Here is a 23755-nt window from a genome sequence, read left to right as displayed (position 1 = left end):
TCAAGGCCCCGTCACTGTTCGCTCGCCGTCACTCGCTCATTCCGTAGTCGCGATAGTCCTGGATCACCGTGCCTCGGCGTTCCGCGTCGATGGGCGTCATGCCGCGCGGACCGACGAGGTCCATCGGATTGGCGATCTGGGCGGCCAGGTTGGCCTGGCTCGCGCAGCCGAAATTGTAGTATTGCCTGTTTTCCATCGTGTTCAGCGTCAGGTCCTCCGGCCACTGGCCGCAAGTGTTCGTCTTCGCCGTGGTGGAAATGAAGGCCAGCCGGATCGGCGCCGCATCCCCCTGTCCCGCAGCGCTGTAGGACGTTTCGATGATGCGCTTGCTGGGAATGCCTTCCTTCACGAGCGTGGCGCGGATCTCCTTGCGAAGCGATGCTGCAGCGCCCGCATTGTGCGACCCCTGCGGAACCATGATCTGCACCGTCCCCTTCGATTTCGCCTCATAGTCCTGTGCAAAGCCGCGAATGTTATCGCGCATGGCAAGCGTCAGCGAGCGGTCCCCGGAGGCCACAGGCACGTCAAGAGTGTGTTCGGCTTCGGTCAGCACGATCGGATGGCGCGTGCGGTAGTCGTCCGGGATCGACCCGGTCGCCGTCGCGTCCTTGGACGCGCAACCGGCCAGCATTGCCGCCGAGAGGAGGAGAGAGGCCGTGACGAGGCGGGAGATCGGCATGAGGCGGTGCCTTTCGACAGGGTCGTGGAAGCGGGTGCGTTCGGTCATGTTCGTGCCCCGCTCACTTGTAGATGAAGCCGACGGAGCCATTGTATGTGCCGGCGGGCACACCTGCTTCCTTGCGGCCGTAGATCTGGTTGACGCGACCGAGGAAGAAGCTTGCGGCGTCGTTCGTCGGGTTGAAATTGTCGTCGGGCTTGTTCAGGGCGGTTCTGGCGACCGGGCGAACCAGGTAGGGCGTCGCGATGATCACCATTTCCGTCTCGTTGCGGACGAAATCCTTGGAGCGGAACAGGGTGCCGAAGATCGGGATCTTCGAGAGGCCCGGATAGCCGGACATCGCCTGGCGGATGTCGTCGCGGACAAGACCTGCGATGACGATCGAACCGCCCGAGGGCAGCTCGACGCTGGTCGATGCCTGCCTGCGGCGAATGCCGAGCGCGGTGGCGCCCGGAATGGCCTTCTGCCCGATCAGCGATGCCGAGCCTTCCAGTGTCGGCTCGGAAACTTCAGTCTCGACCTTGAGGCTGATGCGCCCCGCGGACAGCACGACCGGCCTGAAGTTCAGGCGGATGCCGTAGTCGACGGTGTCATAGGTGCGGGCGACTTCGGGCGCGCCGGTATCCTCGTTTGCCTTGATGCTCTGCTCGCTGAGCACCTTGAAGTCGCCGCCGACATAGAACTTTGCCTGTTCGCCGGAAATGGCCGTAAGGCTCGGTTCGGCCAGCGTGCGCATCACACCGGCCTGCTCCATCGCGCTGATATAGCTTGCGATTGCGGTTCCGCCGATCGTTCCGGTGAGCGCGCCGCTGGTCGCCCAGTCGATCGCGCCGCCGAGATTGGTGGGATTGCGGAAGGAGATGCCGCCGTCGCTGCCGGTCACGGAGCCGTTGAAACCGAGCTGCTTCAGCACCTGGCGGCTGACTTCGGCCACGGTGATCTTCAGCGTGACCTGGTCCTCGCCGTCGATCTTGAGCATGTTGACGACCTGCGACTTCTGCCGATCTTCGCCGAAGATGGCAGCGTCGCCGTTGTTGCCCTGGGCGGTTACGGTTCGCGTTGTCGCTTCACCGCCCGTCAGGAAGACGTCGGCGAGGCGTGCTGCCTGCAGCGCGTCCTGCGGGGTTCGCACGGTGCCTGTCAGCACGATGTTGTCGGAGATGATCTCGACGGAAATGTCGGAATCCGGGATGAAGCGGCGAAGATGCGCCTCGAGCCCGGAGATGTCCCGCTCGACGGCGAGGTCCAGGCTGACGATCTCTTCGCCATTCGGTCCGAAGATGAAGACGTTCGTCTGTCCGATCTCCTTGCCGAAGATGTAGATGCGGCGCGAGGTCCGCGTCACTGCATCCGCCTTCATGGGGTCGGCCACCAGAATGTCGTGCGCATCGGTCGGAAGATCGACGACGATGGCCTTGTTGAGGCCGAGCTTCAGCGATTTGCGCGCCCCAGGTCCGGCATTGGCGATGCGGACGATCGAGGCGGAAGCCGCTTCCGCCCTGCCTGCCGCCCCGTCGAACATCGCTGCGGGCATGCCCGACAAGGCGAGGCAGAAGCTCAGCCCACCGGCAACCGAAGCCCGAAATTTCTTCCCGATTCCACGCACGTTGCGCTCCTGCTTCACTGGTTGGCCGCGGGCGAGTTGGCCCTGACGATCTCGCCGGATTTGATGACCTGGATGGTCGGAGCGCCGTCGCCGCCGCTCAGCAGATGTTCCGCCGCCTGGGTATCTTCCTCCTGGGCATCGGCCACGCTGCGAAGCGCCAACTGCAGCCGTTCGGCCATCTGCTGGGCTACCGTGATCACCTTTGCCTGGTCGGGGGTCAGTTCGAGCGTGGCGGTGGTGCCGACGACGGTCTTCGAGCCGTCGTCCTTCTCCTGGATCTGCTGATCGATCGCCAGCACGCGGACATTGTTGAGGATGGTTTCCGTGATCTTGGCGTCGTCGTCGCCTTCACGGACCATGATGACGTCGACGCGGTCGTTCGGCAGGATGAAGCCGCCGGCACCGGTGGCAACCGAGATCTCCGTCGATACCGCCCGCTTCCCGGCGGGAAGCAGCGAAGACATGATCTTGCTGCTGGAATCGGCGATCTTTTCCTGCCGGATCGGCTCTCCGTTGAAGATCGGCATGCGCACGACGGCACCTGCTAGCTTTTCCAGCGCATCGGGCCGGCCCTGCTCGGTAATGAAGCCCTCGACGACGTTGCCCTTGGGCCACTCGCTCCAGCCGACCGAATCGGCGCTGAGCCGCGCGCCGATCGGAAGGCTTTGCTTGGCGACGAGCACGTTGATGCTCGGTTCGCGTTCGACCACCGGCTGGCTTGCGACGGAGATCTTGTTGCCGCGGGCGAGCTGCAGCGCGAGATAGCCTGCAACACCGGCCGACAAGACGGCCACTGCCAGAATAATGATTCGCGCCGGTTTCATGGTTCGCCCCTGGACGTGCAAGATTGCATCGTCACATTGCGCACCAAATGGTATAATTATGGTTAATGACTTGCTTAAGGACGTGGTTAACGAGGCGTTGCGCGGCGCACACTATGATACGTTGCCGGGATTTGCCTTCAATCTTTAATTGCAATGGCTAAAGTCGGACGAGAATTCTCAGTCCCGGCGTTCGAAAATCACGCTTTAAGCAAGCCGTCGCGGCCGGCGGCGTCAGTGGAAGGTGGCGAGGGCAGCCTGCATCAGGGGCGATGCCGGATAGGCGACAAAGGCTGCAATGCCGATCGCGATGCCATAGGGCACCTTCTTTTCCGTCAGCAGGTGATCGGGAACCGGCAGGCCGGATGCCAGGATCGTGTTGGAACGGGCGCGCATCGAGAGTAGCACAAGCGTGAGAAGACCGCCGAAAACCGACACGTAGAGCAGGTAGGACACCAGCGAGGCACTCATTCCGAACCAGACGGAACTCGCAGTCAAAAGCTTCGCGTCACCGCCGCCCATGACGTTTGCGGCGAAGAGCATGAAACAGACGCCGAAGACCAGAAGGCCGGCAAGAAGGTGGAGACCGATCTCTGTGAGCGTCAGTCCCGCCAGCGGTGCAACAAGAATGAAGGACGCGAGAAGAATCGCAGAGACGCGATTGGGGATCGTCATGGTGAGCAGGTCGGATAACGCTGCAATCGCCAGGCAAATCGGAAATACGACAAAGATGGCTGCTTCGGTCATAAGCTCTTCCTCACCTGCCCAGTATTGCCCCACGAAAATTAAGAAATCGCGACCAGCTTTAGATCGCGATGGACCGCTGCGGAAATGAAGAGAGGACCGGCCCCTTGGGCGCGGTCCTCACCATTCTCATGCCGATGCGGCTGCCCGCATGGCGCCTGTGCCGATCAGGGCGTGGCCGGGGTGTTGTTTTCGTCGAGCGCATCCGACAAATTGCCAAACGTCGTGTCGAGGGAGCCGCCGAGGGCGCTGGCGCCGCCGATCAGGGCGACGGAGATCAGGGCAGCGATCAGGCCATATTCGATGGCGGTCGCGCCGGATTCGTCCTTCAGGAAGCGAGCGAAGATCTTGGTCATGGGAATTTCTCCTAACTCCAGGGTTTTGGTTCAGCACGTCCGACAACTGTTTGCCGTTGTTCGGATGACTGCAACCTACACGGGCCGGATTGCTGGCTGCTTAAGGAAGTGGGTTACCATCGCGTTAACGCGGCTTCCCGAATATCGTGGTAAACAAAGGAGCAACATCGCCGCTAAAATGCGCGCTATCACGCACTCCTATATTGCGCCTATACTGAGAGCGTCCACATTGTTCCTGTTACGATCATCTTTGCCGAAGGGTCGGTCGCGCAGCTTTCGGTGCGACAGGAAGAAAGCTTCGGGCCCTTAAGTCTTCATTCACCATTCGAGTCCATCTTCTAGGCGACCTCAGTTCGGGACATTGCAGATGAGAACCGCTGGCACACTTGCGACTTCCGGGGGCATCCGCCTCGCCATTGGCGCTCTCCTGCTTCCCTCTTGTCTGGCCGTGGGCGTCGCCCGCGCCGAGGACGGTGAGATGATGCGGGTCTATATGGATCACGCGCGCGTACTGAAGCTCGACCGTCCGGTCAGCAAGGTCATCGTCGGAAATGCCGAAGTCGCCGATGCGACGGTCGCGGACGCCAAGACCATCGTGCTGACCGGCCGCAATTTCGGAACGACCAATCTCGTCCTGCTCGATGCGGACGGCAACGCGATCGTGGACGAGCGCATCCTCGTCTCCATCGACGAGGGCAACACGGTTCGCGTTTTCCGCCAGACCGAGCGTTCCGTACTCTCCTGCACGCCGATCTGCGAGCAGCACGCCGATCGCGGTAAGAATGCGGCCGGCAGCGGTCCCTGACGCTTCTTTCACCGTCACGCCCTGCGTAAAAGTGAGAATTCTCTAAAACACTCCCGTTCCCGCTCACGAAAAATAAACGTTCTATCTTCTAGGCTGGTTGACATGCGTCCCTGCGCAGCCGTTGCGGCCGCCTGACGGGACTGCGCACGGGTCTGTGCGTCGATTGTCCATGGATGACGACGCGAGTTTGGGTGGGATGGCGACCATGCTGACGGCGTCGGGCGGATTTGGGGAAAGAGCAAGGAGCAAGCTGAAAGGTCTGCTGCGGGAACGCTCGGGCGGATCCGCTCTGCAATTCGCAATCCTTGCCCCGATGTTCTTTGTGGTCGTCTTTGCAACCATGGAAACGGTTGCTTCCTTTGCCGCCGAGCAAGTGCTGGTCAACGCCAACGACAAGATCGCCCGCAAGATCAGAATGGGCGAAATTACCTTCAATACCGGCCAGCCGACCGACGTGAAGGATGAAACGGCATTCCGCGCCAAATTCTGCGAGGAACTCACTATCATGATGACCTGTTCGCTGCAGGAAATCGACATTCCTTCCCGGCTATTTCTCGACGTGCGCAGCGCTCCGAGCTTCGCGGATTTGCCGGCCAACACGGTTCCTCGAACCGGAGATCCAGAGACGGGCCCGCTCGACACGACCAAGTTGAAATTTTCGCCGGGCGGAAAATCCGCGATCAACATCGTCCGCGCCTACTATCGCTGGCCGGTTATCCTCGATTTCATGCGGCCTTACCTGGCGAACCTGCAGGCGCCCGACGGTTCGTTGAGCGACTATCTCCTCGTCGCAACGGCTGTCATTCAGAACGAGGCGTATCAATGACGAAGAGCACGAGAACATCGAGTTCAGGTCGAAGCCTGAAGGCTGCTTTTTGCAGACTGATACGCGCGCGCGATGGAGCGGGTGCTGTCGAGTTTGCCATCGTGATGCCGCTGTTGCTCGTCGGTTACATTGGAGCCTACGAAATCTCCGTCGCCTGGTCCTTCACCTCCAAGGTCGGGCGTTCCGCCGCCACGATTGCCGACGTCGTCGCCCAGGTTAAGGAAGTTTCGCCCACATATCTCGACGAGATGCCGTCGATAGCGTCGAACCTTCTGGCACCGTACACCGCCAACAACTACACCTTGAAAATCACCGGCATCCAGATCGACGACAACGGGAACGCCACGATTGCCTGGTCGCGCAACGAGGCCAAGGGCGTGCCTTACGTGAAGGGCACCACCGTGCAGCTGCCCTCGGAAATGACGAAGGTCGAATCCTTCATCGTCAGGACCGAACTGACGATGCCCTACAAGGTGCTGGTGGCCATTCCCGGTGCGACCGCCGAGACGATCAAGTCGATCAATCTCCATCGGACGAGCTACAGCCGTGCGCGACTGGGCAGCACCATCACGTGCACCACCTGTGGCTGACGCCGATTTTTCTTGAGCCGGCCACCTCTTCCATGCCATTCCGACCCTAGATAAGCGTAATTGAGCCGCAGCGCATATAACGTTCCGGAGTGCGTCCGGAGGCATTGCGCCCGCAGCCAAACCCGATGTCGATAGGTGACAGATGGCGAGAGCCTTTCTATTCGTGCTGGATTCCTTCGGTATCGGCGGCGGACCGGATGCGGCAGACTTCGGCGACGACGGCGCCGATACGCTTGGCCACATCGCCGAATTCTGCGCTGCCGGCGCCGCCGACCGCGCCGGACTGCGTCACGGGCCGCTGAAGCTGCCAAACATGTCCGCACTCGGTCTGCTGCATGCGGCCAAAGCTGCGTCCGGACGCTTTCCGGACGGAATGGAAGTGCCTGCCCGCGTCTTCGGCCAGCATGGCGCGGCGAGCGAAGTCTCGCGCGGCAAGGACACGCCGTCGGGCCACTGGGAGATTGCCGGTACGCCTGTGATGTTCGATTGGGGGTACTTCCCTGCCGAAGGCGAAGCCTTTTCCGCCGATCTCGTTTCAACCATCTGCGAGCTCGGAAAGGTGCCCGGCATCCTCGGCAACTGCCACGCTTCCGGCACCGACATCATCGCCCGCCTCGGCGAAGAGCATATCCGCACCGGCAAACCGATCTGTTACACCTCCTCCGATTCCGTCTTCCAGATCGCCGCCCACGAACGCCATTTCGGCCTCGACCGGCTGCTCGCCTTCTGCCAGACCGTCCGCATCATCCTTGACGAGTGGCCCGGCGGAAAGGTGGGCCGTGTCATTGCCCGCCCCTTTGTCGGCGAGACGCCGGCAACGTTCGAGCGGACCGGCAACAGGCGCGACTATTCCGTTCCTCCGCCGGAGCCGACCCTGCTCGACCGCCTCAGCGAGGCAGGGCGCACGGTGCATGCGGTGGGCAAGATCGGCGACATCTTCGCCCACAGGGGCATCGGCCGACTGACCAAGGCCAATGGCAACATGGCGCTGTTCGATGCGACGCTCAAGGCCATGGACGAGGCGGAGGCCGGCGATCTAGTCTTCACCAATTTCGTCGATTTCGACATGCTCTACGGCCATCGCCGTGACGTTGCCGGCTATGCGGCGGCACTTGAGGCCTTCGACCGGCGCCTGCCGGAGGTGGACCGCAAGCTTCACGCGGGCGACCTGGTGATCCTCACCGCCGACCACGGTTGCGACCCGACCTGGCGCGGCACCGATCATACCCGCGAGCGCGTACCCATCATGAGCTTCGGGCCGGGCATCCGCTCCCGCCTGCTCGACATCCGCCCGACCTTCGCAGACATCGGCGAAACGATCGCAAAGCATCTCGGCATCGCGCCGGGACCTCATGGGCGCAGCTTCCTGTGACGCGGATGCTGAAAAAGGCGGAACTTCACTGCCATCTCGAAGGCGCCGTTCCGCCGGCGCTGGCACTGGCGCAGGCGCGCAGATACGGCGTCGCCACGGACGCGTTTGTGCAGGGCGGCGCCTATGTCTGGCACGACTTCACCAGCTTCCTCGCAGCCTACGACGCCGTGTCCGGTCTGTTTCGCAGCGAGGACGACTACGCGCTTTTGACCGAAGCCTATCTCGACGAACTGGCGGCTGCAGGCGCGGTCTACAGCGAACTCTTTGTCTCGCCCGATCATGCGGAGGCTGTCGGCCTTGGCGCAGACGCCTATGTTGCCGGCATCGGCCGGGGGATCGAAGCGGCACGGATGCGCAGTGGCATCGAATGCCGCATGGTCGTCGTCGGATTGCGGCATCGCGGCCCGGAACGGGTCGAATGGGCGGCGCACTACGCTGCGACGGCCCGAAATCCGCTCATTGCCGGCTTCAACATGGCGGGGGATGAGCGCATGGGTGCTGTTGCCGATTTTGCCCGCGCCTTCGATATCGCCCGCGACGCCGGGCTGGGGATCACCATTCACGCCGGCGAATTGAGCGGTGCGTCGAGCGTGCGCGATGCGCTCGACGTCGTCCGCCCGACCCGCATCGGTCACGGGGTGCGCGCCGTCGAGGATCCCGGTCTCGTGGCGCGGCTGGCCGAAGAAGGCGTGGTGCTGGAAGTCTGCCCCGGCTCCAACGTGGCGCTCGGCGTCTTTCCCGACCTCGCCGCCCATCCGCTCCGCCGCCTGCAGGCGGCCGGCGTGAAGGTCACGTTGAATTCCGATGATCCGCCCTTCTTCAAGACCTCGCTTGAGCGCGAATACGATATCGCCTCGCGCATCATGGGCTTTTCCGACGAGGAACTGGATGCGATGACGAGGACGGCGATCGCGGCTGCCTTCGTCGACGAGGAGACGAGGGTGGGGCTGCTCGCGCGGCTCTGATCACGCTCGCCCGGCCCGCAACCGGGGATGACGCAATGCCACCGCCTGCAGTCTCTTGCAGGACATGGAGCGAATGTGAAAAAAGAAGGGATCAACCAACATGACGGAAGGTTTGGCCATGGACGGCGTCACAGTCATCGATCACCCGCTCGTTCAGCACAAGCTGACCATCATGCGCAAGAAGGAAACATCCACCGGCAGCTTCCGCCGGCTGCTGCGCGAGATCTCGACGCTGCTCTGCTACGAGGTCACGCGTGATCTCGAACTGACCACCGAGCGCATCGAAACTCCACTGCAGACGATCGATGCGCCGGTCCTCGAAGGCAAGAAGCTGGTTTTCGCCTCGATCCTGCGCGCCGGCAACGGCCTTCTGGAGGGCATGCTCGAACTGGTCCCCTCCGCCCGCGTCTCGCATATCGGCGTCTACCGCGACCATGAGACGCTCGAGGCCGTCGAGTACTTCTTCAAGGCGCCGGACCTTCTGAATGAGCGCCTCATCATCGTCGTCGACCCCATGCTGGCGACGGGAAATTCTGCGATCGCCGCAATCGAGAAGCTGAAAGAGCGCGGCGCCACCAACATCCGCTTCCTGTGCCTGCTGGCGGCACCCGAGGGCATCCGCAATTTCCGCGCCGCCCATCCGGATGTCCCTGTCTATACCGCCTCCATCGACAGCCACCTGAACGAAAAGGGCTACATCATGCCGGGCCTCGGCGACGCCGGTGACCGCATGTACGGCACCAAGTAAGCGTCTTAATTATCCGTTAGCCACGTCTTTCATTCGTTGTGGCAAAATGGGACGTCTCCACCGGTTCTTTCTGGTCCGTCAACCCGTGCATGGTCTAATGCGGGCATCCGCCCGGCGATCTTCGAGTTCGGAGCTCGCACGGGTCGGGGATGATTCCCGCAGGAGATGCCATGTTCGCTCGCAGTCTGTTCGTGGTCGCGGCCGTTGCGGTCGCAGCTGTCTATGTGCCCGGATTGGCCGGCACCTTCCTCGCTCCCGGCGAGGCGCCGGACAAGGCCCAAACAGCTGCGGCACAGGCGCAATCGGTCTCGACCGCTCGCTACACCGGCAACCGCGGCGTGACGCTCGAAGCCGACGACAGGGGGCATTTCTCAGGCCTCTTCACCATCAACGGCCGCAAGGTCGAAGGCATGGTGGATACAGGCGCCAGCATGGTTGCGATCAATCTGTCGACGGCCGAGCGGCTCGGCTTTTCCCGCAACAAGCTCGAGTTCCGATATGCCGTGGATACGGCCAACGGCCGGGCGCGGGCCGCCTATGTGCGCCTGGACAGCGTCGCCATCGGCTCCATCACCGTGTCGAACGTCGGCGCGATGGTGCTGGACGACAAGTCGCTGGACGGCATGCTCGTCGGGATGACCTTCCTGAAGGGGCTCGCATCCTATCAGGTGGACGGCAGCAGCATGCGGCTTATCCGCTGATCCGGCTGACGATCGGATAGTCGGGCAGGGGTGCGGCATCCTCGATCGTGTAGAGGGCGCGCAGGCGTCCAGCGAAGGCCTCGGCCTCTTCTTGCGAGCGCGCGTGCACGCGCCCGAGCTCGTCGCCCTTCTCCGCGCGCGAACCGAGCGGAAGCAACTGGTCGAAGCCGACGCGGTGGTCGACCACCTGATCCGGCCTGGTCCGGCCGCCGCCGAGTTCGATCACCGCCAGGCCGATGCCGCGCGTATCGCAGGATGCGACGTAGCCCGCTGTGTCGGCCGTGACCGGCACGATGACCGGCGCCCTCGCAAGCCAGCGTGACGGCTCATCCAGCAGCCGTGCCGGCCCGCCGAGCAGGAACACCATCCTCGAGAAAGCCTCGGCCGCACTTCCGTCCGCAAGCGCCCGCTGAGCGCGCCCATGTGCGGCCGCCGCATCTGCTTCGACGCCTGCGCTGACCAGCATCTCGGCGGCCAGCGAAAGCACGACGCGTTCGAGCCGTGTGCCTTTCTTCGCCCCCTTCAGGACGTCGATGCAGTTTTCGACCTCGACCACGTTGCCGACTGCATCGGCAAGCGGCTGGTTCATGTCGGTGATCAGCGCCGTCGTCGGTAGGCCGGCACCGTTTGCGACCTCCACGAGCGCTTGCGCCAGCCGTTCCGCATCCGCGCGGCTGGTCATGAAGGCTCCGTTACCGAGCTTGACGTCGAGGACGAGCGACTGCAGGCCGGCTGCCAGCTTCTTCGACAGGATCGAGGCGGTGATCAGCGGTACGGAATCCACCGTCGCGGTGACGTCGCGTATCGCGTAGAGCCGCCGGTCGGCCGGCGCCAGCGCCGCGCTCTGGCCGACGATCGCGCAACCCGCTTCTTTCACCGCCTGACGAAAGAGTTCGGGCGCCGGGTCGATCCCATAGCCGGGGATCGATTCCAGCTTGTCGAGTGTGCCGCCGGTATGGCCGAGCCCGCGGCCGGAGATCATCGGCACCGCCAGCCCGCACGCGGCCGCAATCGGTGCAAGCATCAGCGAGACGTTGTCGCCGACCCCGCCGGTCGAATGCTTGTCCGCCACCGGCCGGTCGATCTCGCGCCAATCGAGCACGTCGCCGGAATCGCGCATCGCTTCGGTCAATGCGACCGTTTCCCGCGCATCCATGCCGCGGAACCAGATGGCCATCGCAAAGGCAGCGATCTGGCTCTCGCTCGCCGCGCCATCCGTCAGCGCCTGGATGAAGCCGGAGATCTCCTGCGCCTGGAGCACCTCGCCGTCGCGTTTGCGCCGTATGATCTCCTGCGGCAGCATCGTCAGTAGGCTGCGCTCTGCGTGCCGGATTCTCGTCCCTCGAGCACGGCGACGATGTCGCCCAGAAGTCCGGAGGCGCCGAAACGGAAGGTGGACGGCATCGCCCAGTCGGGACCGTGGATCGTGGCGGCGAGGTTGAGATAGAGTGCTGCCTCGCCGACGGTCCGCACGCCGCCGGCAGGCTTGAAGCCGACGTTGCGGCCGCTCTCGCGGATTGCGTTGAGCATGATGTCTGCGGCTTCCAGCGTCGCGTTGACCGCCACCTTGCCGGTCGAGGTCTTGATGAAGTCGGTGCCCGACGAGATCGCGAGATGCGAGGCGTTGCGGATCAGATCGCGGTCCTTCAATTCGCCGGTCTCAAGGATCGTCTTCAGCGTCACCGGCGGCGGGCAGGCCTCCCTGACGGCGCGGATCATCTGCCGCACCGCGTCCTCATTCCCGGCGATCAGCGCCTTGTAGGGGATGACGAGATCGATTTCGTCTGCGCCGTCGGCAATCGCCTGCCGCGTCTCGGCAATGACCGCATCGACCGGAAGGTCGCCGGACGGGAAGTTGACAACGGTTGCAATCCGGATGGCGCTGCCGGCGCCGAGCAGTTCTCGCGCCAGGGCCACGAAACGCGGCCAGATGCAGATCGCAGCCGTCGGGCCGAACGGGGTGTTGGCCTGCCGGCACAATGTCTCGATCGCGGCGGCGTCGCAATCGTCGGAAAGGTCCGTCAGGTCGAGCAACGAAAGCGCCTTGGCGGCGACGAGGCGGGGCGTGGCTTCATTCATCGGCATTCTCTCCGGCCGCGATCATTTCGGCGAGGATGGCGGCGAGCCGTGCACCGCCGACCGGGGCCATGTCCTTCGTTTCATGGTGGCTGAGTTCGGCCCCGGTCATGCCGGCGCCGTAGTTGGTGATGACGGACGCGGCCGCCACCTTGAGACCGAGGAAACGCGCAATCAGCACTTCCGGCACGGTCGACATGCCGACAGCGTCGGCGCCCAGCACCCGTGCCATGCGGATTTCCGCCGGCGTCTCGAAGCTCGGGCCGGAAAACCACATGTAAACGCCCTGATGCAGCGGCGTACCCGTCTTCTGCGCCGCCGCTTCCATCTGCGCCGCCAGCCCGGCGTCATAGGCGTTGGTCATGCCGACGAAGCGGTCGTCGCTTTCGACTCCTATCAACGGATGGGCGCCGGAAAAATTGATGTGGTCGGAAATGCGCATCACCGAGCCGGGCGGCATGTCTTCGCGCAGCGAGCCGGCGGAATTGGTCAGGATCAGCGAGCTGACGCCGAGACCTTTCAAGACCTCGATCGGCCCGCGCATCGCGTTCGCATCGCCCTTTTCGTAGTAGTGCACCCGACCCGACAGCATGATGACCGGAACGCCGCGCAAATGGCCGATCACCATCTCGCCGGCATGGCCGGAAACGGAGCTTGTGGGAAAGCTCGGCAGCTCCGAATAGGGAATGCGAACACCGCCTTCAACGGCATCCACCAGCAAGCCCAGGCCGGAGCCGAGGACGACGCCATAACGTGGAGCCAATCCGCCAAGGCGCGGTACGAGGTGGTCGAGTGCCGCCCTCATCCGATGACCTCCGTTTTGAAGCTATGCGGCAGCAGTTCGTTGATCGTCATGGTCTCCTTTACCCCGGTCTCGTCGCAGAGATAGATTCGCGTCGAAGGAGAGGCGAATTCGGCGATCTTCTGCCGGCAGCCGCCGCAGGGCGGGCAGAGCGGCAGCTTTTCGGCGATGACAGCGATTTCGACGATCTTCTTCGCCCCGCCCATGATCATGGCGCCGATCGCCGTCGGCTCGGCGCACCAGCCCTGCGGGAACGAGATGTTTTCGATGTTGGCGCCGGCATACACCTTACCGTCATCGGCGCGGATCGCAGCCCCCACCGGAAACTTCGAATAGGGCGCATAGGCAAACCCCATCGCGGTGCGCGCCGCTTCGAACAGATCGTGGGACATGGATTACCGCTCCTTTACATAGGGTACGCCGCCGGCCTTGGGCGGAATGGCCTTGCCGATGAAGCCGGCCAGCAGAATGACGGTGAGGATATAGGGCAGCGCCTGCATCAGTTGTACCGGCACCTTGCCGATCAGCGGCAGCGGCGTGCTCTGATAGCGGATCGCGAACGCGTCGAGGAAGCCGAACAGCAGGCAGGCGAACATGACGGGCACCGGTCGCCACTTGGCGAAGATCAGGGCAGCGAGTGCGATGTAGCCCTTGCCGGCGGTCATGCCCTTCGTCCAGCCGGCGTTGGCGGCGAGCGACAGATAGGCGCCGGCGATGCCGCACAGGATGCCGCAGCAGATGACGGCACGGTAGCGCATCCAGATCACCGAGATGCCAGCCGTGTCGACCGCGCCGGGGTTCTCCCCGACGGCCCGGAGCCTCAGGCCGAAGCGGGTGCGATAGAGGATCCACCAGCTCGCCGGCACCATCAGGAAGGCGATATAGGTTAGTGCCTGGTGGCCGGAGATGAGGTCGGCATAGATCGGGCCGAGCAGCGGTATGCCGCGTAGTTCCTCGGCAAAGGGCAGGTCGATCACCTGAAAGCGGGCGCCCTCGGAAAGCGCCGGCGTGCGGCCGCCTTGCCGGAACCAGGCTTCGCCGAGAATGACGGTGGAGCCGGCAACGATGAAGTTGATGGCGACGCCCGAGACGATCTGGTTGCCGCGTTGGGTGATCGAGGCGTAGCCGTGCACCAGCGACAGCAGCACCGACACGACGACGGCGGCCAGCAGGCCGGCCATCGCCGATTGTGCGACGAAGGCGACGCAGCCGGCGGCAAAGGCGCCGCCAAGCATCTTGCCTTCGAGGCCGATGTCGAAGACGCCGGCGCGTTCGGTGAAAAGGCCTGCAAGCGCCGCCAGGATCAGTGGCGTCGAAAGCCGCACCGTCGACTGGGCGAGCTCGAGGAACAGCTGGAGATAGTCCATCGGCTCAGGCTCCCTTGGCGGCCGCTTGCGTGCGTCCGCGCCCGGAGAAGGCGAGGACGGCGCGGGTGATGGCGGGGCGGAACATGTGCTCCAGCGCGCCCGCGAACAGGATCACCAGGCCCTGGATGATCACGATCATGTCGCGCGAGATCGAGGGCATCTCGAAGGCGATCTCCGCGCCGCCCTGGTAGAGCACGCCAAACAGGATCGCCGCCGGAATGATCCCCGCCGGGTGCGAGCGGCCCATCAGCGCTACCGCGATGCCGACGAAGCCGGCGCCTTGCACGAAGTCGAGCTGCATGCGGTAGGTTTCGCCCATGATCGGGTTCAGCGCCATCATGCCGGCGAGTGCGCCGGATATCATCATGGTGATGACGATGATCCGCGCCTCCTTGATGCCGGCGTAGCGTGCGGCCGAAGGGCTGTGGCCCATGGTGCGCATCTCGTAGCCGAGCTTCGTGCGCCAGATCAGCACCCAGACACCGAAGCTTGCAGCCAGAGCCAGGAGGAAGGTGACGTTGAAGGGCGCCGTGCCGACGCTCAGTCCGAAGATCGACATCAGCCAGTCGAGCCTCGGCAACTGGCCGCCGGCTTCGAACGTGCGCGTTTCCAATGACATCGAACCGAGCGGCTTCAGCACCCGGTTGAGCATGTAGTTCATCAGGCTCGCGGCGATGAAGTTGAACATGATCGTGGTGATGACGATGTGGCTGCCGCGCTTGGCCTGGAACCAGCCGGGCAGGAACGCCCACGCCGCACCGAACAGGGAGGCGCCGAGGATCGCCACCGGAAAGACCACGTACCACGGCATGAACCGGTCGAGCCAGAGGCAGGCGAGCGCGACGCCGATGCCGGCGACGTAGGCCTGCCCCTCGCCGCCGATGTTGAACAGGCCGGCATGGAAGGCGACGGCGACTGCCAGCCCGGTGAAGATGAAGGTGGTGGCGTAGTAAAGCGTGAAGCCGATGTATTCGCCGCGCCCGAAGGCGCCGTTGACCATATGGTAGGCCGCTTCCAGCGGGCTTTCACCGACGAGCAGCACGACGAGGCCCGCGACGGCGAAGGCGACGACGAGATTGACGAGCGGGATGAGGCCGTATTCGACCCAGCCCGGCAGTTTTGCGTAAGGGGTGCTCATTCGGCGGCCTCCTTGGGGCCTTCGACGCCGGCCATCAAGAGGCCGAGATCGCCTTCGGAGGCATCGGGCTTGCGTTCGCCGACGACGCGGCCGGCAAACATGACGAGGATACGATCGGACAAAGCCCTGATTTCGTCGAGCTCGACCGAGACGAGCAGCACGGCCTTGCCCTGGTCGCGCATCTCGATGATGCGCTTGTGGATGAATTCGATCGCGCCGACGTCGACGCCGCGGGTCGGCTGGCCGATGATGAGCACGTCCGGATCGCGTTCCATCTCACGCGCCAGCACGATCTTCTGCTGGTTGCCGCCGGAGAAGTTCGCGGTCTTCAGCCGCGCATTCGGCGGGCGAATGTCGTATTTCTGGATGTTGGCTTCCGCGTCGGCGCGGATGGCGTCAATGTCGAGCACGAAGCCTTTGCGGTATTTAGGGTCGTCATGATAGCCGAGGATGGCGTTCTCGCTTTCCTCGAATTTCAGCACCAGCCCGACGTGGTGACGGTCTTCCGGGACATGGGCGAGCCCGCGCCATCGCAGCTCGGCCGGGTCGGCATGGCCGGTGACGTCGATTGCCTCGCCACCCAGATGCACTTTGCCGGAAACCGCACGGCGGATGCCCGATATCGCCTCCAGCAGCTCCGACTGGCCGTTGCCGGCGACGCCCGCAATTCCGACGATCTCGCCGGCGTGCAGGTCGAAGGAGACATCGTCGACCATGGTCACGCCGCGGCTGTCTCGCACGGTCAGGTTTTTCACCGAAAGCTTGACCTCGCCCGGGTGCGCCTCGCCTTTTTCGACGCGCAGCAGTACCCGGCGGCCGACCATCAGCTCCGCCAGTTCCTCCACCGAGGTCTTTGCGGTCTCGCGCGTCGCCACCATCTCGCCGCGGCGCATGACGGACACTTCGTCGGTGATCGCCATGATCTCGCGCAGCTTGTGGGTGATGAGGATGATCGTTTTTCCCTGGGCCTTCAGCTGCTCGAGGATGCGGAAAAGATGGTCCGCCTCGGCCGGCGTCAGGACGCCCGTCGGTTCGTCGAGGATCAGGATATCGGCCCTGCGGTAGAGGGCTTTCAGAATTTCCACGCGCTGCTGCAATCCGACCGGCAGCTCCTCGATCACCGCGTCCGGGTTGACGTCGAGCGCGTATTCTTTCTCGAGCCGCTTCAACTCGGCCCGCGCCCTGGAAATGCCGGCGTTCAGGATCCAGCTCTCCTCGGCGCCCAGCATGACGTTTTCCAGCACGGTGAAGTTTTCCACCAGCATGAAGTGCTGGTGGACCATGCCGATGCCGGCCGTGATCGCCGTGTTCGGGTCGCGGATGTCGATGGCGCGACCGTCGACCAGGATCTCGCCGCGGTCGGCCTGGTAGAAGCCGTAGAGGATGGACATCAGCGTCGATTTGCCGGCGCCGTTCTCGCCGATGATGCCGTGGATGGTCCCCTTGCGCACCTTCAGGTTGATGTCCTTGTTGGCGTGGACGAGGCCGAAGCTCTTGTCTATGCCCTTCAGTTCGATTGCCAATTCGTCCATGACGATCCGTTGTCTTTTTGGAGGTGGAACCCGTCCGTCCGCCTGGCGCGGATTATTCGCGCCAGTCTTGTTGCTTCCGTTGCTGATGTCCAGCACCATTGCCGCAGCCGCCGTGATTGGTTAGACCGCGGCAACGAAGCGGAAGGCGGCTCTTAAAGCGGGCCGAGCGAACCATGACCAGTCCCGTGAGCCTCGACGAAGACAGCGTTGGCCGCATTGCCGCGCTCGAGGAGCATGTCGCCCACCAGGGCCGAACGATCGAGGAACTGTCCGACCAGTTGGCCGAGCAATGGAAGCTCGTTGAGCAGATGCGCGCCAAGCTGGACCAACTCGCGGAGCGTTTCCTCGTCGTCGAGGAGAATTCGCTCGAAGCGCCTGCCATCACGCGCCCGCCCCATTACTGAGCCGCTCGCCGGCGGCCGCGCCCGCAGTGCCGCCATGAGGGACACGGAAAGCCCGCCGGTCCGCTGGGAACCGGCGGGCTTTCATTCCGTTTTCTGTCAATAGGGGCAGGATTCGTCCGACATGTAATCGTGGACGGTGACCGTGCCGGCGATGATGTCGGCCTTCGCCTTGTCGACGGCGGCCTGCATCTCCGGGGTGATGAGGGACTTGTTGTTGTCGTCGATCGCGACGCCGACGCCCTCTTCCTTCAGACCGAGCACGTTGATGCCGGGGGTGAAGCTGCCGTCGTTCGCCGATTTGAAGGCGTCGTAGACGGCGACGTCGACGCGCTTCAGCATCGAGGTCAGCACCTTGCCGGGATGCAGCATGTTCTGGTTGGAATCGACGCCGATGCCGAGCTTGCCCGCATCCGCGGCTGCCTGCAGGATGCCCACGCCCGTGCCGCCTGCGGCATGGTAGACGACGTCCGAGCCCTGGTCGAACTGCGACTTGGCGATCTCGCCACCCTTGACCGGGTCGTTCCAGGCGTCAGGCGTGGTGCCGGTATAGGCTTCCAGAACGTTGACGTCGGAGCCGGTCGACTTCGCGCCGCCGATATAGCCGCAAGCGAACTTGTGGATCAGCGGGATGTCCATGCCGCCGACGAAGGAGACGGTCTTGGACTTCGACGCCATGGCGGCCATGATGCCGGCGAGCCAGGAGCCTTCCTCTTCCTTGAAGACGATGGAGCGAACGTTCGGCTTGTCGACGACCATGTCGATGATGGCGAACTTGGTGTCCGGGTATTCGGCCGCGACCTTTTCCAGCGTGGCGGACCAGGCGAAGCCGGCCATCACGATCGGGTTGTTGCCGTCGCCGGCGAAGCGGCGCAAGGCCTGTTCGCGCTGGGCGTCGTTGGCGATCTCGAAATCGCGATATTCGATGCCGGTCTCGGCCTTGAATTTCTCGGCGCCGTTGAAGGCTGCTTCGTTGAAGGATTTGTCGAATTTTCCGCCGAGATCGTAGATGATCGCCGGCTTGATGTCGGCCGCAAGCGCCGTCGCCGACATGGCCGCCGTGGCAAGGAAAGTGATCAAGGTTTTTTTCATCGTGCAGCCCTGTTGCTATTGATTTTTTTGGGTCCTCCCGCACGTCCCATAAAGTGACTGTCTGCGGAGTGCCAACCCTGTTCCCTAGGATCAGACGCGGCGATCCTTGCACGCCGGCAGCAAAATTTCACGACAATTTTTTCAACTGGTAAAAAATCGTTGCGGGCCCGTCGGGGCCCGCAATCCGCATGTCGACGGAGGCGTCGTGTTCGGTCAGCCGATGGCGCAGGAGACGCCGGTGCCGCGCAATCCGCAGTAGCCGCCGGGATTCTTGGCGAGATACTGCTGGTGGTAGGGCTCCGCGAAATAGAATGCGCCGGCCGGCGCGATTTCCGTGGTGATCCTGCTTCCATGCCCGGCCGCGTCGAGCGCCGCCTGGTACTGGTCGCGCACCTTGATCGCGGTATGCAGCTGGTCGTCGTCGGTGGTGTAGATCGCCGACCGATAGGTCGTGCCGATGTCGTTGCCCTGCCGCATGCCCTGCGTGGGATCGTGCTGCTCGAAGAAGACTTTCAGAAGCGTCTCCAGGGAGACGATCTTGGGGTCGTAGACGACACGGACGACTTCCGTATGGCCGGTCAGCCCGGTGGTCGTCTCCTGGTAGGTCGGGTTCGGGGTGAAGCCGCCGGAATATCCGACCGTCGTGACGTAGACGCCGGGGATCTGCCAGTAGAGCCGCTCGGCGCCCCAGAAGCAGCCGAGACCCAGCAGGATGCTGCGGGTATTGTCGGGATAAGGCTCCTTCAACGGATGGCCATTGACGAAGTGCGTCTCCGCCGTCGGGATTGGATCCGGCCGGCCGGGCAGGGCGCCGTCAGACGTCGGCATTGTCGTCTTCTTGTTGAACATGTCGATCAGGAACACGCGAGATACTCCTTTCAGACCCGGAAGGCCGGGCATTTTCATCGGTGCGAACGGGCACGGGGCCGGTGGCCTCGCCTCGGGCCGGTTTCTCGTTCAGGCGGTGAAGCGGCCGGCGAACCGTCGGCGCTTGTAGCCGATCATCCACAGGAGCAGCGCCACGACCAGCAGCACGATTGCCGCCGGCTGCGACAGCACCCACAGCGCCGCCGGGTCCCAGAGCGCCGGGTGCACCCGGTTCATCAGCGTGTCGGCGACGAACGCGATCGATTCGGGGCTGGCGGCACTCCATGCGACCGCGAGCGGCGTCAGGATGGGCGCAGACGCGGCCACCGACTGGATCGCATCCAGCGTCGCGGCCATGATCGCGAGCACCAGCATGCCGAGGCTGAGCATCCTGAAGACGAAGCGTATCATCGTGGTTGTCACTCCGGGAGAGGCGGGGGAGAGGCCGGCCGGTTCCATGCTTCTGCACATAGATAAGGGGCGCTGTGTCCCGTTGCAATCGGCTGAACTTTCGCTTCTGAAGGTGCGCGTCAAATTTCTGTCAGAAAGCGGTTGATCCCGGCGCCATCATCGGTATATATCGCGCCGTCCCGCCAACTGGAAACAGCTTTGCGGCCCGCGCCGGATTGACCACCGGCCGTCAGCGGATGGACAGGTGGCCGAGTGGTTGAAGGCGCACGCCTGGAACGCGTGTATAGGGGAAACTCTATCGAGGGTTCGAATCCCTCTCTGTCCGCCATCCTTCCCCAAGATCATCGTGATGGCTTCAGCAGGCGCGTGCCTCCTGCGAGCAAAACGGTGCCCAATTGCTAACGCTGCTTGGTGATGACCCGCCAGCCGAGCAGGGTGAAGACGATCGTCATCACCGGGTTGAGCAAGTTGAAGAAGCAGAAGCCGGCGTAGGATATCGTGCCGACGCCGAGGGCTGCTGCCATGTACGCGCCGCAGCTGTTCCAGGGGATGAGCGGGGAGGTGACGGTGGCCGTGTCGCCGATCACGCGTGAGAGCATTACCGGTGCCATGCCGCGCTCGGCGAAGGCTGCCCGGAAGATCCGGCCCGGCAGCGCGATCGAGATGTACTGGTCGGACGTGATGACGTTGGAGATCACCGCCGTGCCGGCGACGGTCGAGACGAGGCCGGATCTGGTGGTGGTGCGTGCGACGAGCGGATCGATCAGACGGCCAAGCAGACCCGCATGCTCGACCACCGCACCGAAGGCAAGAGCGGTGATGATGAGCCAGACGGTGTTCATCATGCTCGCCATGCCGCCGCGACTCAGGATGACGTCGATCGCCTTGTCGCCCGTCGTGATCGTATAGCCGTTGGCAAGCGCCGCCCACGTTCCCTTCAGTAGTGCCAGCCCTGTCGGGAGGTCGGGAATGTTGGCGAAAGCGATCACGCGCCCGGGATCCTGGATGCAAGCCAGCAGCGCGCCGGCCAGTGCACCGGAGAAGATCGCGACGACCGGCGAGATGCGTGCGATGGACAGCCCGAACACCAGCGCCAGCGGCGGGAAAGACCAGAGCGAGACCTTGATCTTCGCCTCGATCGCTTGCAGCACGGCTGTGGCATCGAATTCGCCTGGCCTGCCGAGCATGGCGAACAGCACGAGCGCCAGCACGAGAGCCGGTATCGAGGTCCAGAGCGATTCGCGGATATGCGCATAGATGTCCGACCCTGCGGTCGCCGCTGCCAGGTTCACCGTGTCGGACAAGGGAGACGCCTTGTCGCCGAAATAGGCGCCGGAGATGATCGCGCCCGCGGTGATCGCCGGGGAAAGGCCCATATGGGTGGCAATGCCCATCAATCCGATGCCGATCGTACCCGCGACGGTCCAGGAACTGCCGATGCCGAAGGCGACCACGGCGCAGACGAGCGCCGTGGTGGCGTAGAAATAGTTCGGGCTGAGAAGCTTCAAGCCGTAGTAGACCATGGACATGATCGTGCCGCTGAGTGCCCAGGTGCCGATCAGCGAGCCGACCGACAGCAGGATCATGATGGCCGGCAGGCCGGTCGCGATCCCCTGCACGACGGCCTCGCGAATGCCCGACCAGGCCATGCCGTTCTTGTAGGCGATGCCGGCGGCGACGAGGCCACAGAAGACGAGCGCGATCTGGTTGGGCCCCGAGGACGCGGTATCGCCGAAGAGCAGATAGGACAACGCCAAAAGCACGATCAGCGTGACGCAGGGCGTAAGCGCGTCCAGCAAAGACGGTGGACGCAGGCCTGCCGCGCCCGAAGCTACGTTCCCGCCATCGTCAGCCATGATCCACCCGTTCAGGTCAAAGGGGTTTCAGTGCCATGTCATGCCAGAAAATGAGGAACTGACGATCGTGCCGCGCTCGCCGCGCACGATGGCCTCGATATCGGCGAGCGCACCGATCGCCGCCACCTTGCCGGTGCTGCGGGCGAAGTGGCAGGCCGCCTCCACCTTCGGCCCCATCGACCCTGCCGGGAACGGGTAGCTGCTGATCGTCTCCGGATTGGCCCGGTGGATCGCCTTCTGCTCGGGTTTTCCCCAATCGGTAAAGACGGCTTGCGCGTCGGTCGCCATGATGAACAGGTCGGCTTCGAGCTCGCGTGCGAGCAGTTCCGAGCAGAAGTCCTTGTCGATCACCGCCTCGACGCCGGTCAGCAAACGCTCCTTGCCCGGCTTGTACATGGTGGGGATGCCGCCCCCGCCGGCGCAGATGACGATCGTGCCTTTTTCAAGCAACCATTTCACCGGCCGGATTTCGAAGATGCGCTTGGGCATCGGCGAGGGCACGACGCGGCGCCACTTTTCGCCATCCTGCTTGAAGACCCAGTCCTTTTCGGCCGCCAGCCGATCCGCATCGGCCTTCTCGTAGACCGGTCCCACGAATTTTGTGGGGTTCTTGAAGCCGGGATCGTCGCCATCGACCTCCACCATCGTCAAAAGCGTTGCAAACGGCACCTCGAAGGGCAGGATGTTGCCGAGCTCCTGTTCCAGCATGTATCCGATCATGCCCTCCGTCTCGGCGCCGAGCACATCCAGCGGATAGGCCTCCTCCGGCCGGTAGGCGGCCCCCTGCAGCGCGAGCAGCCCCACCTGCGGCCCGTTGCCGTGGGTGATGACGACCTGGTGCTCCCTGGTGACCGGCGCGATGGCTTCGGCGGCAACACGGATGTTGCGACGTTGGACTTCCGCAGTCATCGGCTCGCCGCGCTTGAGGAGCGCATTTCCGCCCAATGCGATCACGATGCGCATGGTCAGTCTCCAAGGGTTGCCACGAGAAGGGCCTTGATCGTGTGCAGGCGGTTTTCAGCCTGCTCGAAGGCGATATTGGCTTCGGATTCGAACACCTCGTTGGTGACTTCCAGCCCGTCGGAGATGCCGTAATCGTCGGCGATCTGCTTGCCGACCACCGTATCCGTGTCGTGGAAGGCGGGCAGGCAGTGCATGAACTTGACCTGGGCATTCCCGCTGGCCTTCATCAGCGCCGTGTTGACCTGATAGGGCATCAGGAGCTTGATGCGCTCCTTCCAGACGTCCTTCGGCTCGCCCATGGATACCCACACGTCGGTGTGGATGAAGTCGACGCCCTTGACTGCGGCCTTGGGATCGTCGGTGATCGTCAGCCGGGCGCCGGATCTATCCGCCAGTTCCTCGGCGATCTTGCGATAGTCGTCGGACGGCCAGAGCGATTTCGGTCCGCAGATGCGCACGTCCATGCCCATCAGGCAGCCGACGATCAAAAGCGAATGGCCCATGTTGGAGCGCGTGTCGCCGACATAGGCATATTTGATGTCGGCGATCGGCTTGTCGCTGTGCTCGCGCATGGTCATGACGTCGGCGAGCATCTGGGTGGGGTGATACTCGTCGGTCAGGCCGTTATAGACCGGGACGCCGGCATATTGCGCCAGCGTCTCCACACCCTTCTGCGCGGAACCGCGATACTCGATCGCGTCATACATGCGCCCGAGAACGCGTGCGGTGTCCTTGAAGGATTCCTTGTGGCCGATCTGCGAGCCGGCGGGGTCGAGATAGGTGACGTTCGCCCCCTGGTCCGAGCAGGCCACCTCGAAGGCGCAGCGCGTGCGCGTCGAGGTCTTCTCGAAGATCAGGCAGATTTCCTTGCCCTTGAGATGCTGCTGCTCCGTGCGGGCATATTTGGCCCGTTTCAGGTCGCGAGCGAGATCGAGCAGGAAGCGGAACTCGCGCGGCGTATAATCCTGCACCGTCAGAAGCGAGCGATTGCGGAGGTTGAGGCTCATGATGCGGCTCCAGCACTGTTGAAGGGTTGG

At 63.6% G+C, this 23755-nt stretch carries 26 protein-coding genes and 1 tRNA gene; 9 read left to right on the top strand and 18 right to left on the bottom strand.

Annotated elements, in window-relative coordinates; translation table 11 throughout:
• Window positions 1–28: 28 nt before the first annotated feature.
• The 5 genes from HV823_RS15825 to HV823_RS15805 all read right to left on the bottom strand — a co-directional run bounded on the left by HV823_RS15825 (window position 29) and on the right by HV823_RS15805 (window position 4206).
• Window positions 29–679: a CpaD family pilus assembly protein gene (locus tag HV823_RS15825; RefSeq protein ID WP_176950813.1), complete on the bottom strand. Its 651-nt coding sequence runs from the start codon at window positions 677–679 to the stop codon at window positions 29–31.
• Between the two features lie 61 nt (window positions 680–740).
• Window positions 741–2285 (bottom strand): pilus assembly protein N-terminal domain-containing protein, encoded by a 1545-nt coding sequence (locus tag HV823_RS15820; protein ID WP_176950694.1) that lies wholly within the window; start codon window positions 2283–2285, stop codon window positions 741–743.
• Window positions 2286–2299: 14 nt separating this feature from the next.
• Window positions 2300–3109 (bottom strand): Flp pilus assembly protein CpaB, encoded by an 810-nt coding sequence (gene cpaB / locus HV823_RS15815; RefSeq protein WP_176950693.1) that lies wholly within the window; start codon window positions 3107–3109, stop codon window positions 2300–2302.
• Between the two features lie 231 nt (window positions 3110–3340).
• A complete protein-coding gene (locus HV823_RS15810) occupies window positions 3341–3853 on the bottom strand; it encodes an A24 family peptidase (RefSeq protein ID WP_176950692.1) in 513 nt (170 codons plus the stop codon).
• A gap of 164 nt (window positions 3854–4017) precedes the next feature.
• Complete coding sequence (locus HV823_RS15805; protein ID WP_176950691.1) at window positions 4018–4206, bottom strand: Flp family type IVb pilin; 189 nt, start codon at window positions 4204–4206, stop codon at window positions 4018–4020.
• Between the two features lie 367 nt (window positions 4207–4573).
• Between HV823_RS15805 and HV823_RS15800 the strand changes: the two genes are divergently transcribed.
• From HV823_RS15800 to HV823_RS15770, 7 genes are all read left to right on the top strand, one after another.
• Complete coding sequence (locus HV823_RS15800) at window positions 4574–5011, top strand: pilus assembly protein N-terminal domain-containing protein (RefSeq protein ID WP_246301486.1); 438 nt, start codon at window positions 4574–4576, stop codon at window positions 5009–5011.
• Window positions 5012–5180: 169 nt separating this feature from the next.
• Entirely contained in the window at window positions 5181–5837 is a 657-nt protein-coding gene (locus tag HV823_RS15795; protein WP_246301485.1) for a TadE/TadG family type IV pilus assembly protein, read from the top strand.
• Window positions 5834–6427, top strand: a complete 594-nt coding sequence (locus HV823_RS15790) for a TadE/TadG family type IV pilus assembly protein (protein WP_176950690.1) — start codon at window positions 5834–5836, stop codon at window positions 6425–6427. The genes HV823_RS15795 and HV823_RS15790 overlap by 4 nt, the downstream gene beginning before the upstream one ends.
• 142 nt (window positions 6428–6569) lie before the next feature.
• On the top strand, window positions 6570–7799 hold the full coding sequence (locus HV823_RS15785; RefSeq protein WP_176950689.1) for a phosphopentomutase: 1230 nt from the start codon (window positions 6570–6572) through the stop codon (window positions 7797–7799).
• Entirely contained in the window at window positions 7796–8764 is a 969-nt protein-coding gene (locus tag HV823_RS15780) for an adenosine deaminase (RefSeq protein WP_176950688.1), read from the top strand. The genes HV823_RS15785 and HV823_RS15780 overlap by 4 nt, the downstream gene beginning before the upstream one ends.
• Window positions 8765–8882: 118 nt before the next feature.
• Window positions 8883–9512 carry a uracil phosphoribosyltransferase gene (upp, locus tag HV823_RS15775; RefSeq protein WP_176950810.1) on the top strand — a complete coding sequence of 210 codons (630 nt, stop codon included), beginning with the start codon at window positions 8883–8885 and terminating at the stop codon, window positions 9510–9512.
• Between the two features lie 170 nt (window positions 9513–9682).
• Entirely contained in the window at window positions 9683–10213 is a 531-nt protein-coding gene (locus HV823_RS15770) for a TIGR02281 family clan AA aspartic protease (protein ID WP_176950687.1), read from the top strand.
• Here HV823_RS15770 and deoA read toward each other — a convergent pair.
• The 7 genes from deoA to HV823_RS15735 are packed head-to-tail and all read right to left on the bottom strand — an operon-like array spanning window position 10203 to window position 17128.
• The gene (gene deoA, locus HV823_RS15765) at window positions 10203–11516 is read right to left on the bottom strand and encodes a thymidine phosphorylase (protein WP_176950686.1); all 1314 of its coding nucleotides are present in this window, start codon (window positions 11514–11516) and stop codon (window positions 10203–10205) included. The genes HV823_RS15770 and deoA overlap by 11 nt on opposite strands.
• A gap of 2 nt (window positions 11517–11518) precedes the next feature.
• The gene (gene deoC, locus HV823_RS15760) at window positions 11519–12292 is read right to left on the bottom strand and encodes a deoxyribose-phosphate aldolase (RefSeq protein ID WP_176950685.1); all 774 of its coding nucleotides are present in this window, start codon (window positions 12290–12292) and stop codon (window positions 11519–11521) included.
• On the bottom strand, window positions 12285–13094 hold the full coding sequence (locus HV823_RS15755) for a purine-nucleoside phosphorylase (RefSeq protein WP_176950684.1): 810 nt from the start codon (window positions 13092–13094) through the stop codon (window positions 12285–12287). Before HV823_RS15755 ends, deoC begins: the two co-directional genes overlap by 8 nt.
• Window positions 13091–13483: a cytidine deaminase gene (locus HV823_RS15750; RefSeq protein ID WP_176950683.1), complete on the bottom strand. Its 393-nt coding sequence runs from the start codon at window positions 13481–13483 to the stop codon at window positions 13091–13093. The genes HV823_RS15755 and HV823_RS15750 overlap by 4 nt, the downstream gene beginning before the upstream one ends.
• 3 nt (window positions 13484–13486) lie before the next feature.
• The gene (locus HV823_RS15745; RefSeq protein WP_176950682.1) at window positions 13487–14458 is read right to left on the bottom strand and encodes an ABC transporter permease; all 972 of its coding nucleotides are present in this window, start codon (window positions 14456–14458) and stop codon (window positions 13487–13489) included.
• Window positions 14459–14462: 4 nt separating this feature from the next.
• On the bottom strand, window positions 14463–15596 hold the full coding sequence (locus HV823_RS15740) for an ABC transporter permease (RefSeq protein ID WP_176950681.1): 1134 nt from the start codon (window positions 15594–15596) through the stop codon (window positions 14463–14465).
• The gene (locus HV823_RS15735) at window positions 15593–17128 is read right to left on the bottom strand and encodes an ABC transporter ATP-binding protein (protein WP_176950680.1); all 1536 of its coding nucleotides are present in this window, start codon (window positions 17126–17128) and stop codon (window positions 15593–15595) included. The genes HV823_RS15740 and HV823_RS15735 overlap by 4 nt, the downstream gene beginning before the upstream one ends.
• A 173-nt stretch (window positions 17129–17301) precedes the next feature.
• On the opposite strand from HV823_RS15735, the gene HV823_RS15730 reads away from it, so the two are divergent.
• On the top strand, window positions 17302–17532 hold the full coding sequence (locus tag HV823_RS15730; protein ID WP_176950679.1) for a SlyX family protein: 231 nt from the start codon (window positions 17302–17304) through the stop codon (window positions 17530–17532).
• A gap of 96 nt (window positions 17533–17628) precedes the next feature.
• On the opposite strand, the gene HV823_RS15725 is transcribed toward HV823_RS15730, so the two are convergent.
• From HV823_RS15725 to HV823_RS15715, 3 genes are all read right to left on the bottom strand, one after another.
• Window positions 17629–18621 (bottom strand): BMP family lipoprotein, encoded by a 993-nt coding sequence (locus HV823_RS15725; protein WP_176950678.1) that lies wholly within the window; start codon window positions 18619–18621, stop codon window positions 17629–17631.
• Between the two features lie 213 nt (window positions 18622–18834).
• Window positions 18835–19485, bottom strand: a complete 651-nt coding sequence (gene msrA / locus HV823_RS15720; protein WP_176950677.1) for a peptide-methionine (S)-S-oxide reductase MsrA — start codon at window positions 19483–19485, stop codon at window positions 18835–18837.
• A gap of 93 nt (window positions 19486–19578) precedes the next feature.
• A complete protein-coding gene (locus HV823_RS15715) occupies window positions 19579–19899 on the bottom strand; it encodes a hypothetical protein (RefSeq protein ID WP_210270816.1) in 321 nt (106 codons plus the stop codon).
• 238 nt (window positions 19900–20137) lie between these two features.
• On the opposite strand from HV823_RS15715, the gene HV823_RS15710 reads away from it, so the two are divergent.
• A tRNA-Ser gene (locus HV823_RS15710) sits at window positions 20138–20227 on the top strand.
• Window positions 20228–20297: 70 nt separating this feature from the next.
• Here HV823_RS15710 and HV823_RS15705 read toward each other — a convergent pair.
• Genes HV823_RS15705 through HV823_RS15695 form a run of 3 tightly spaced genes read right to left on the bottom strand, consistent with a single transcriptional unit; the run spans window position 20298 to window position 23725 of the window.
• The gene (locus HV823_RS15705) at window positions 20298–21755 is read right to left on the bottom strand and encodes a Na+/H+ antiporter NhaC family protein (protein WP_176950676.1); all 1458 of its coding nucleotides are present in this window, start codon (window positions 21753–21755) and stop codon (window positions 20298–20300) included.
• 27 nt (window positions 21756–21782) lie between these two features.
• A complete protein-coding gene (arcC, locus tag HV823_RS15700; protein ID WP_176950675.1) occupies window positions 21783–22718 on the bottom strand; it encodes a carbamate kinase in 936 nt (311 codons plus the stop codon).
• 2 nt (window positions 22719–22720) lie between these two features.
• The gene (locus tag HV823_RS15695) at window positions 22721–23725 is read right to left on the bottom strand and encodes an ornithine carbamoyltransferase (protein ID WP_176950674.1); all 1005 of its coding nucleotides are present in this window, start codon (window positions 23723–23725) and stop codon (window positions 22721–22723) included.
• Between the last annotated feature and the right edge of the window lie 30 nt (window positions 23726–23755).

It is taken from the genome of Mycoplana rhizolycopersici (genome assembly GCF_013378445.1).
Taxonomy (GTDB): Bacteria; Pseudomonadota; Alphaproteobacteria; order Rhizobiales; family Rhizobiaceae; genus Mycoplana; species Mycoplana rhizolycopersici.
This window is presented reverse-complemented; position numbering and strand designations above follow the sequence as displayed.

Bases quoted from the DNA above. Each gene is read 5' to 3' on its own strand.
- HV823_RS15825 (WP_176950813.1), bottom strand. From the start codon at position 679: ATGCCGATCTCCCGCCTCGTCACGGCCTCTCTCCTCCTCTCGGCGGCA.
- cpaB (WP_176950693.1), bottom strand. From the start codon at position 3,109: ATGAAACCGGCGCGAATCATTATTCTGGCAGTGGCCGTCTTGTCGGCC.
- HV823_RS15810 (WP_176950692.1), bottom strand. From the start codon at position 3,853: ATGACCGAAGCAGCCATCTTTGTCGTATTTCCGATTTGCCTGGCGATT.
- HV823_RS15805 (WP_176950691.1), bottom strand. From the start codon at position 4,206: ATGACCAAGATCTTCGCTCGCTTCCTGAAGGACGAATCCGGCGCGACC.
- HV823_RS15800 (WP_246301486.1), top strand. From the start codon at position 4,574: ATGAGAACCGCTGGCACACTTGCGACTTCCGGGGGCATCCGCCTCGCC.
- HV823_RS15795 (WP_246301485.1), top strand. From the start codon at position 5,181: ATGGATGACGACGCGAGTTTGGGTGGGATGGCGACCATGCTGACGGCG.
- HV823_RS15790 (WP_176950690.1), top strand. From the start codon at position 5,834: ATGACGAAGAGCACGAGAACATCGAGTTCAGGTCGAAGCCTGAAGGCT.
- HV823_RS15785 (WP_176950689.1), top strand. From the start codon at position 6,570: ATGGCGAGAGCCTTTCTATTCGTGCTGGATTCCTTCGGTATCGGCGGC.
- upp (WP_176950810.1), top strand. From the start codon at position 8,883: ATGGACGGCGTCACAGTCATCGATCACCCGCTCGTTCAGCACAAGCTG.
- HV823_RS15770 (WP_176950687.1), top strand. From the start codon at position 9,683: ATGTTCGCTCGCAGTCTGTTCGTGGTCGCGGCCGTTGCGGTCGCAGCT.
- deoA (WP_176950686.1), bottom strand. From the start codon at position 11,516: ATGCTGCCGCAGGAGATCATACGGCGCAAACGCGACGGCGAGGTGCTC.
- deoC (WP_176950685.1), bottom strand. From the start codon at position 12,292: ATGAATGAAGCCACGCCCCGCCTCGTCGCCGCCAAGGCGCTTTCGTTG.
- HV823_RS15755 (WP_176950684.1), bottom strand. From the start codon at position 13,094: ATGAGGGCGGCACTCGACCACCTCGTACCGCGCCTTGGCGGATTGGCT.
- HV823_RS15750 (WP_176950683.1), bottom strand. From the start codon at position 13,483: ATGTCCCACGATCTGTTCGAAGCGGCGCGCACCGCGATGGGGTTTGCC.
- HV823_RS15745 (WP_176950682.1), bottom strand. From the start codon at position 14,458: ATGGACTATCTCCAGCTGTTCCTCGAGCTCGCCCAGTCGACGGTGCGG.
- HV823_RS15740 (WP_176950681.1), bottom strand. From the start codon at position 15,596: ATGAGCACCCCTTACGCAAAACTGCCGGGCTGGGTCGAATACGGCCTC.
- HV823_RS15735 (WP_176950680.1), bottom strand. From the start codon at position 17,128: ATGGACGAATTGGCAATCGAACTGAAGGGCATAGACAAGAGCTTCGGC.
- HV823_RS15730 (WP_176950679.1), top strand. From the start codon at position 17,302: ATGACCAGTCCCGTGAGCCTCGACGAAGACAGCGTTGGCCGCATTGCC.
- HV823_RS15725 (WP_176950678.1), bottom strand. From the start codon at position 18,621: ATGAAAAAAACCTTGATCACTTTCCTTGCCACGGCGGCCATGTCGGCG.
- HV823_RS15715 (WP_210270816.1), bottom strand. From the start codon at position 19,899: ATGATACGCTTCGTCTTCAGGATGCTCAGCCTCGGCATGCTGGTGCTC.
- HV823_RS15705 (WP_176950676.1), bottom strand. From the start codon at position 21,755: ATGGCTGACGATGGCGGGAACGTAGCTTCGGGCGCGGCAGGCCTGCGT.
- arcC (WP_176950675.1), bottom strand. From the start codon at position 22,718: ATGCGCATCGTGATCGCATTGGGCGGAAATGCGCTCCTCAAGCGCGGC.
- HV823_RS15695 (WP_176950674.1), bottom strand. From the start codon at position 23,725: ATGAGCCTCAACCTCCGCAATCGCTCGCTTCTGACGGTGCAGGATTAT.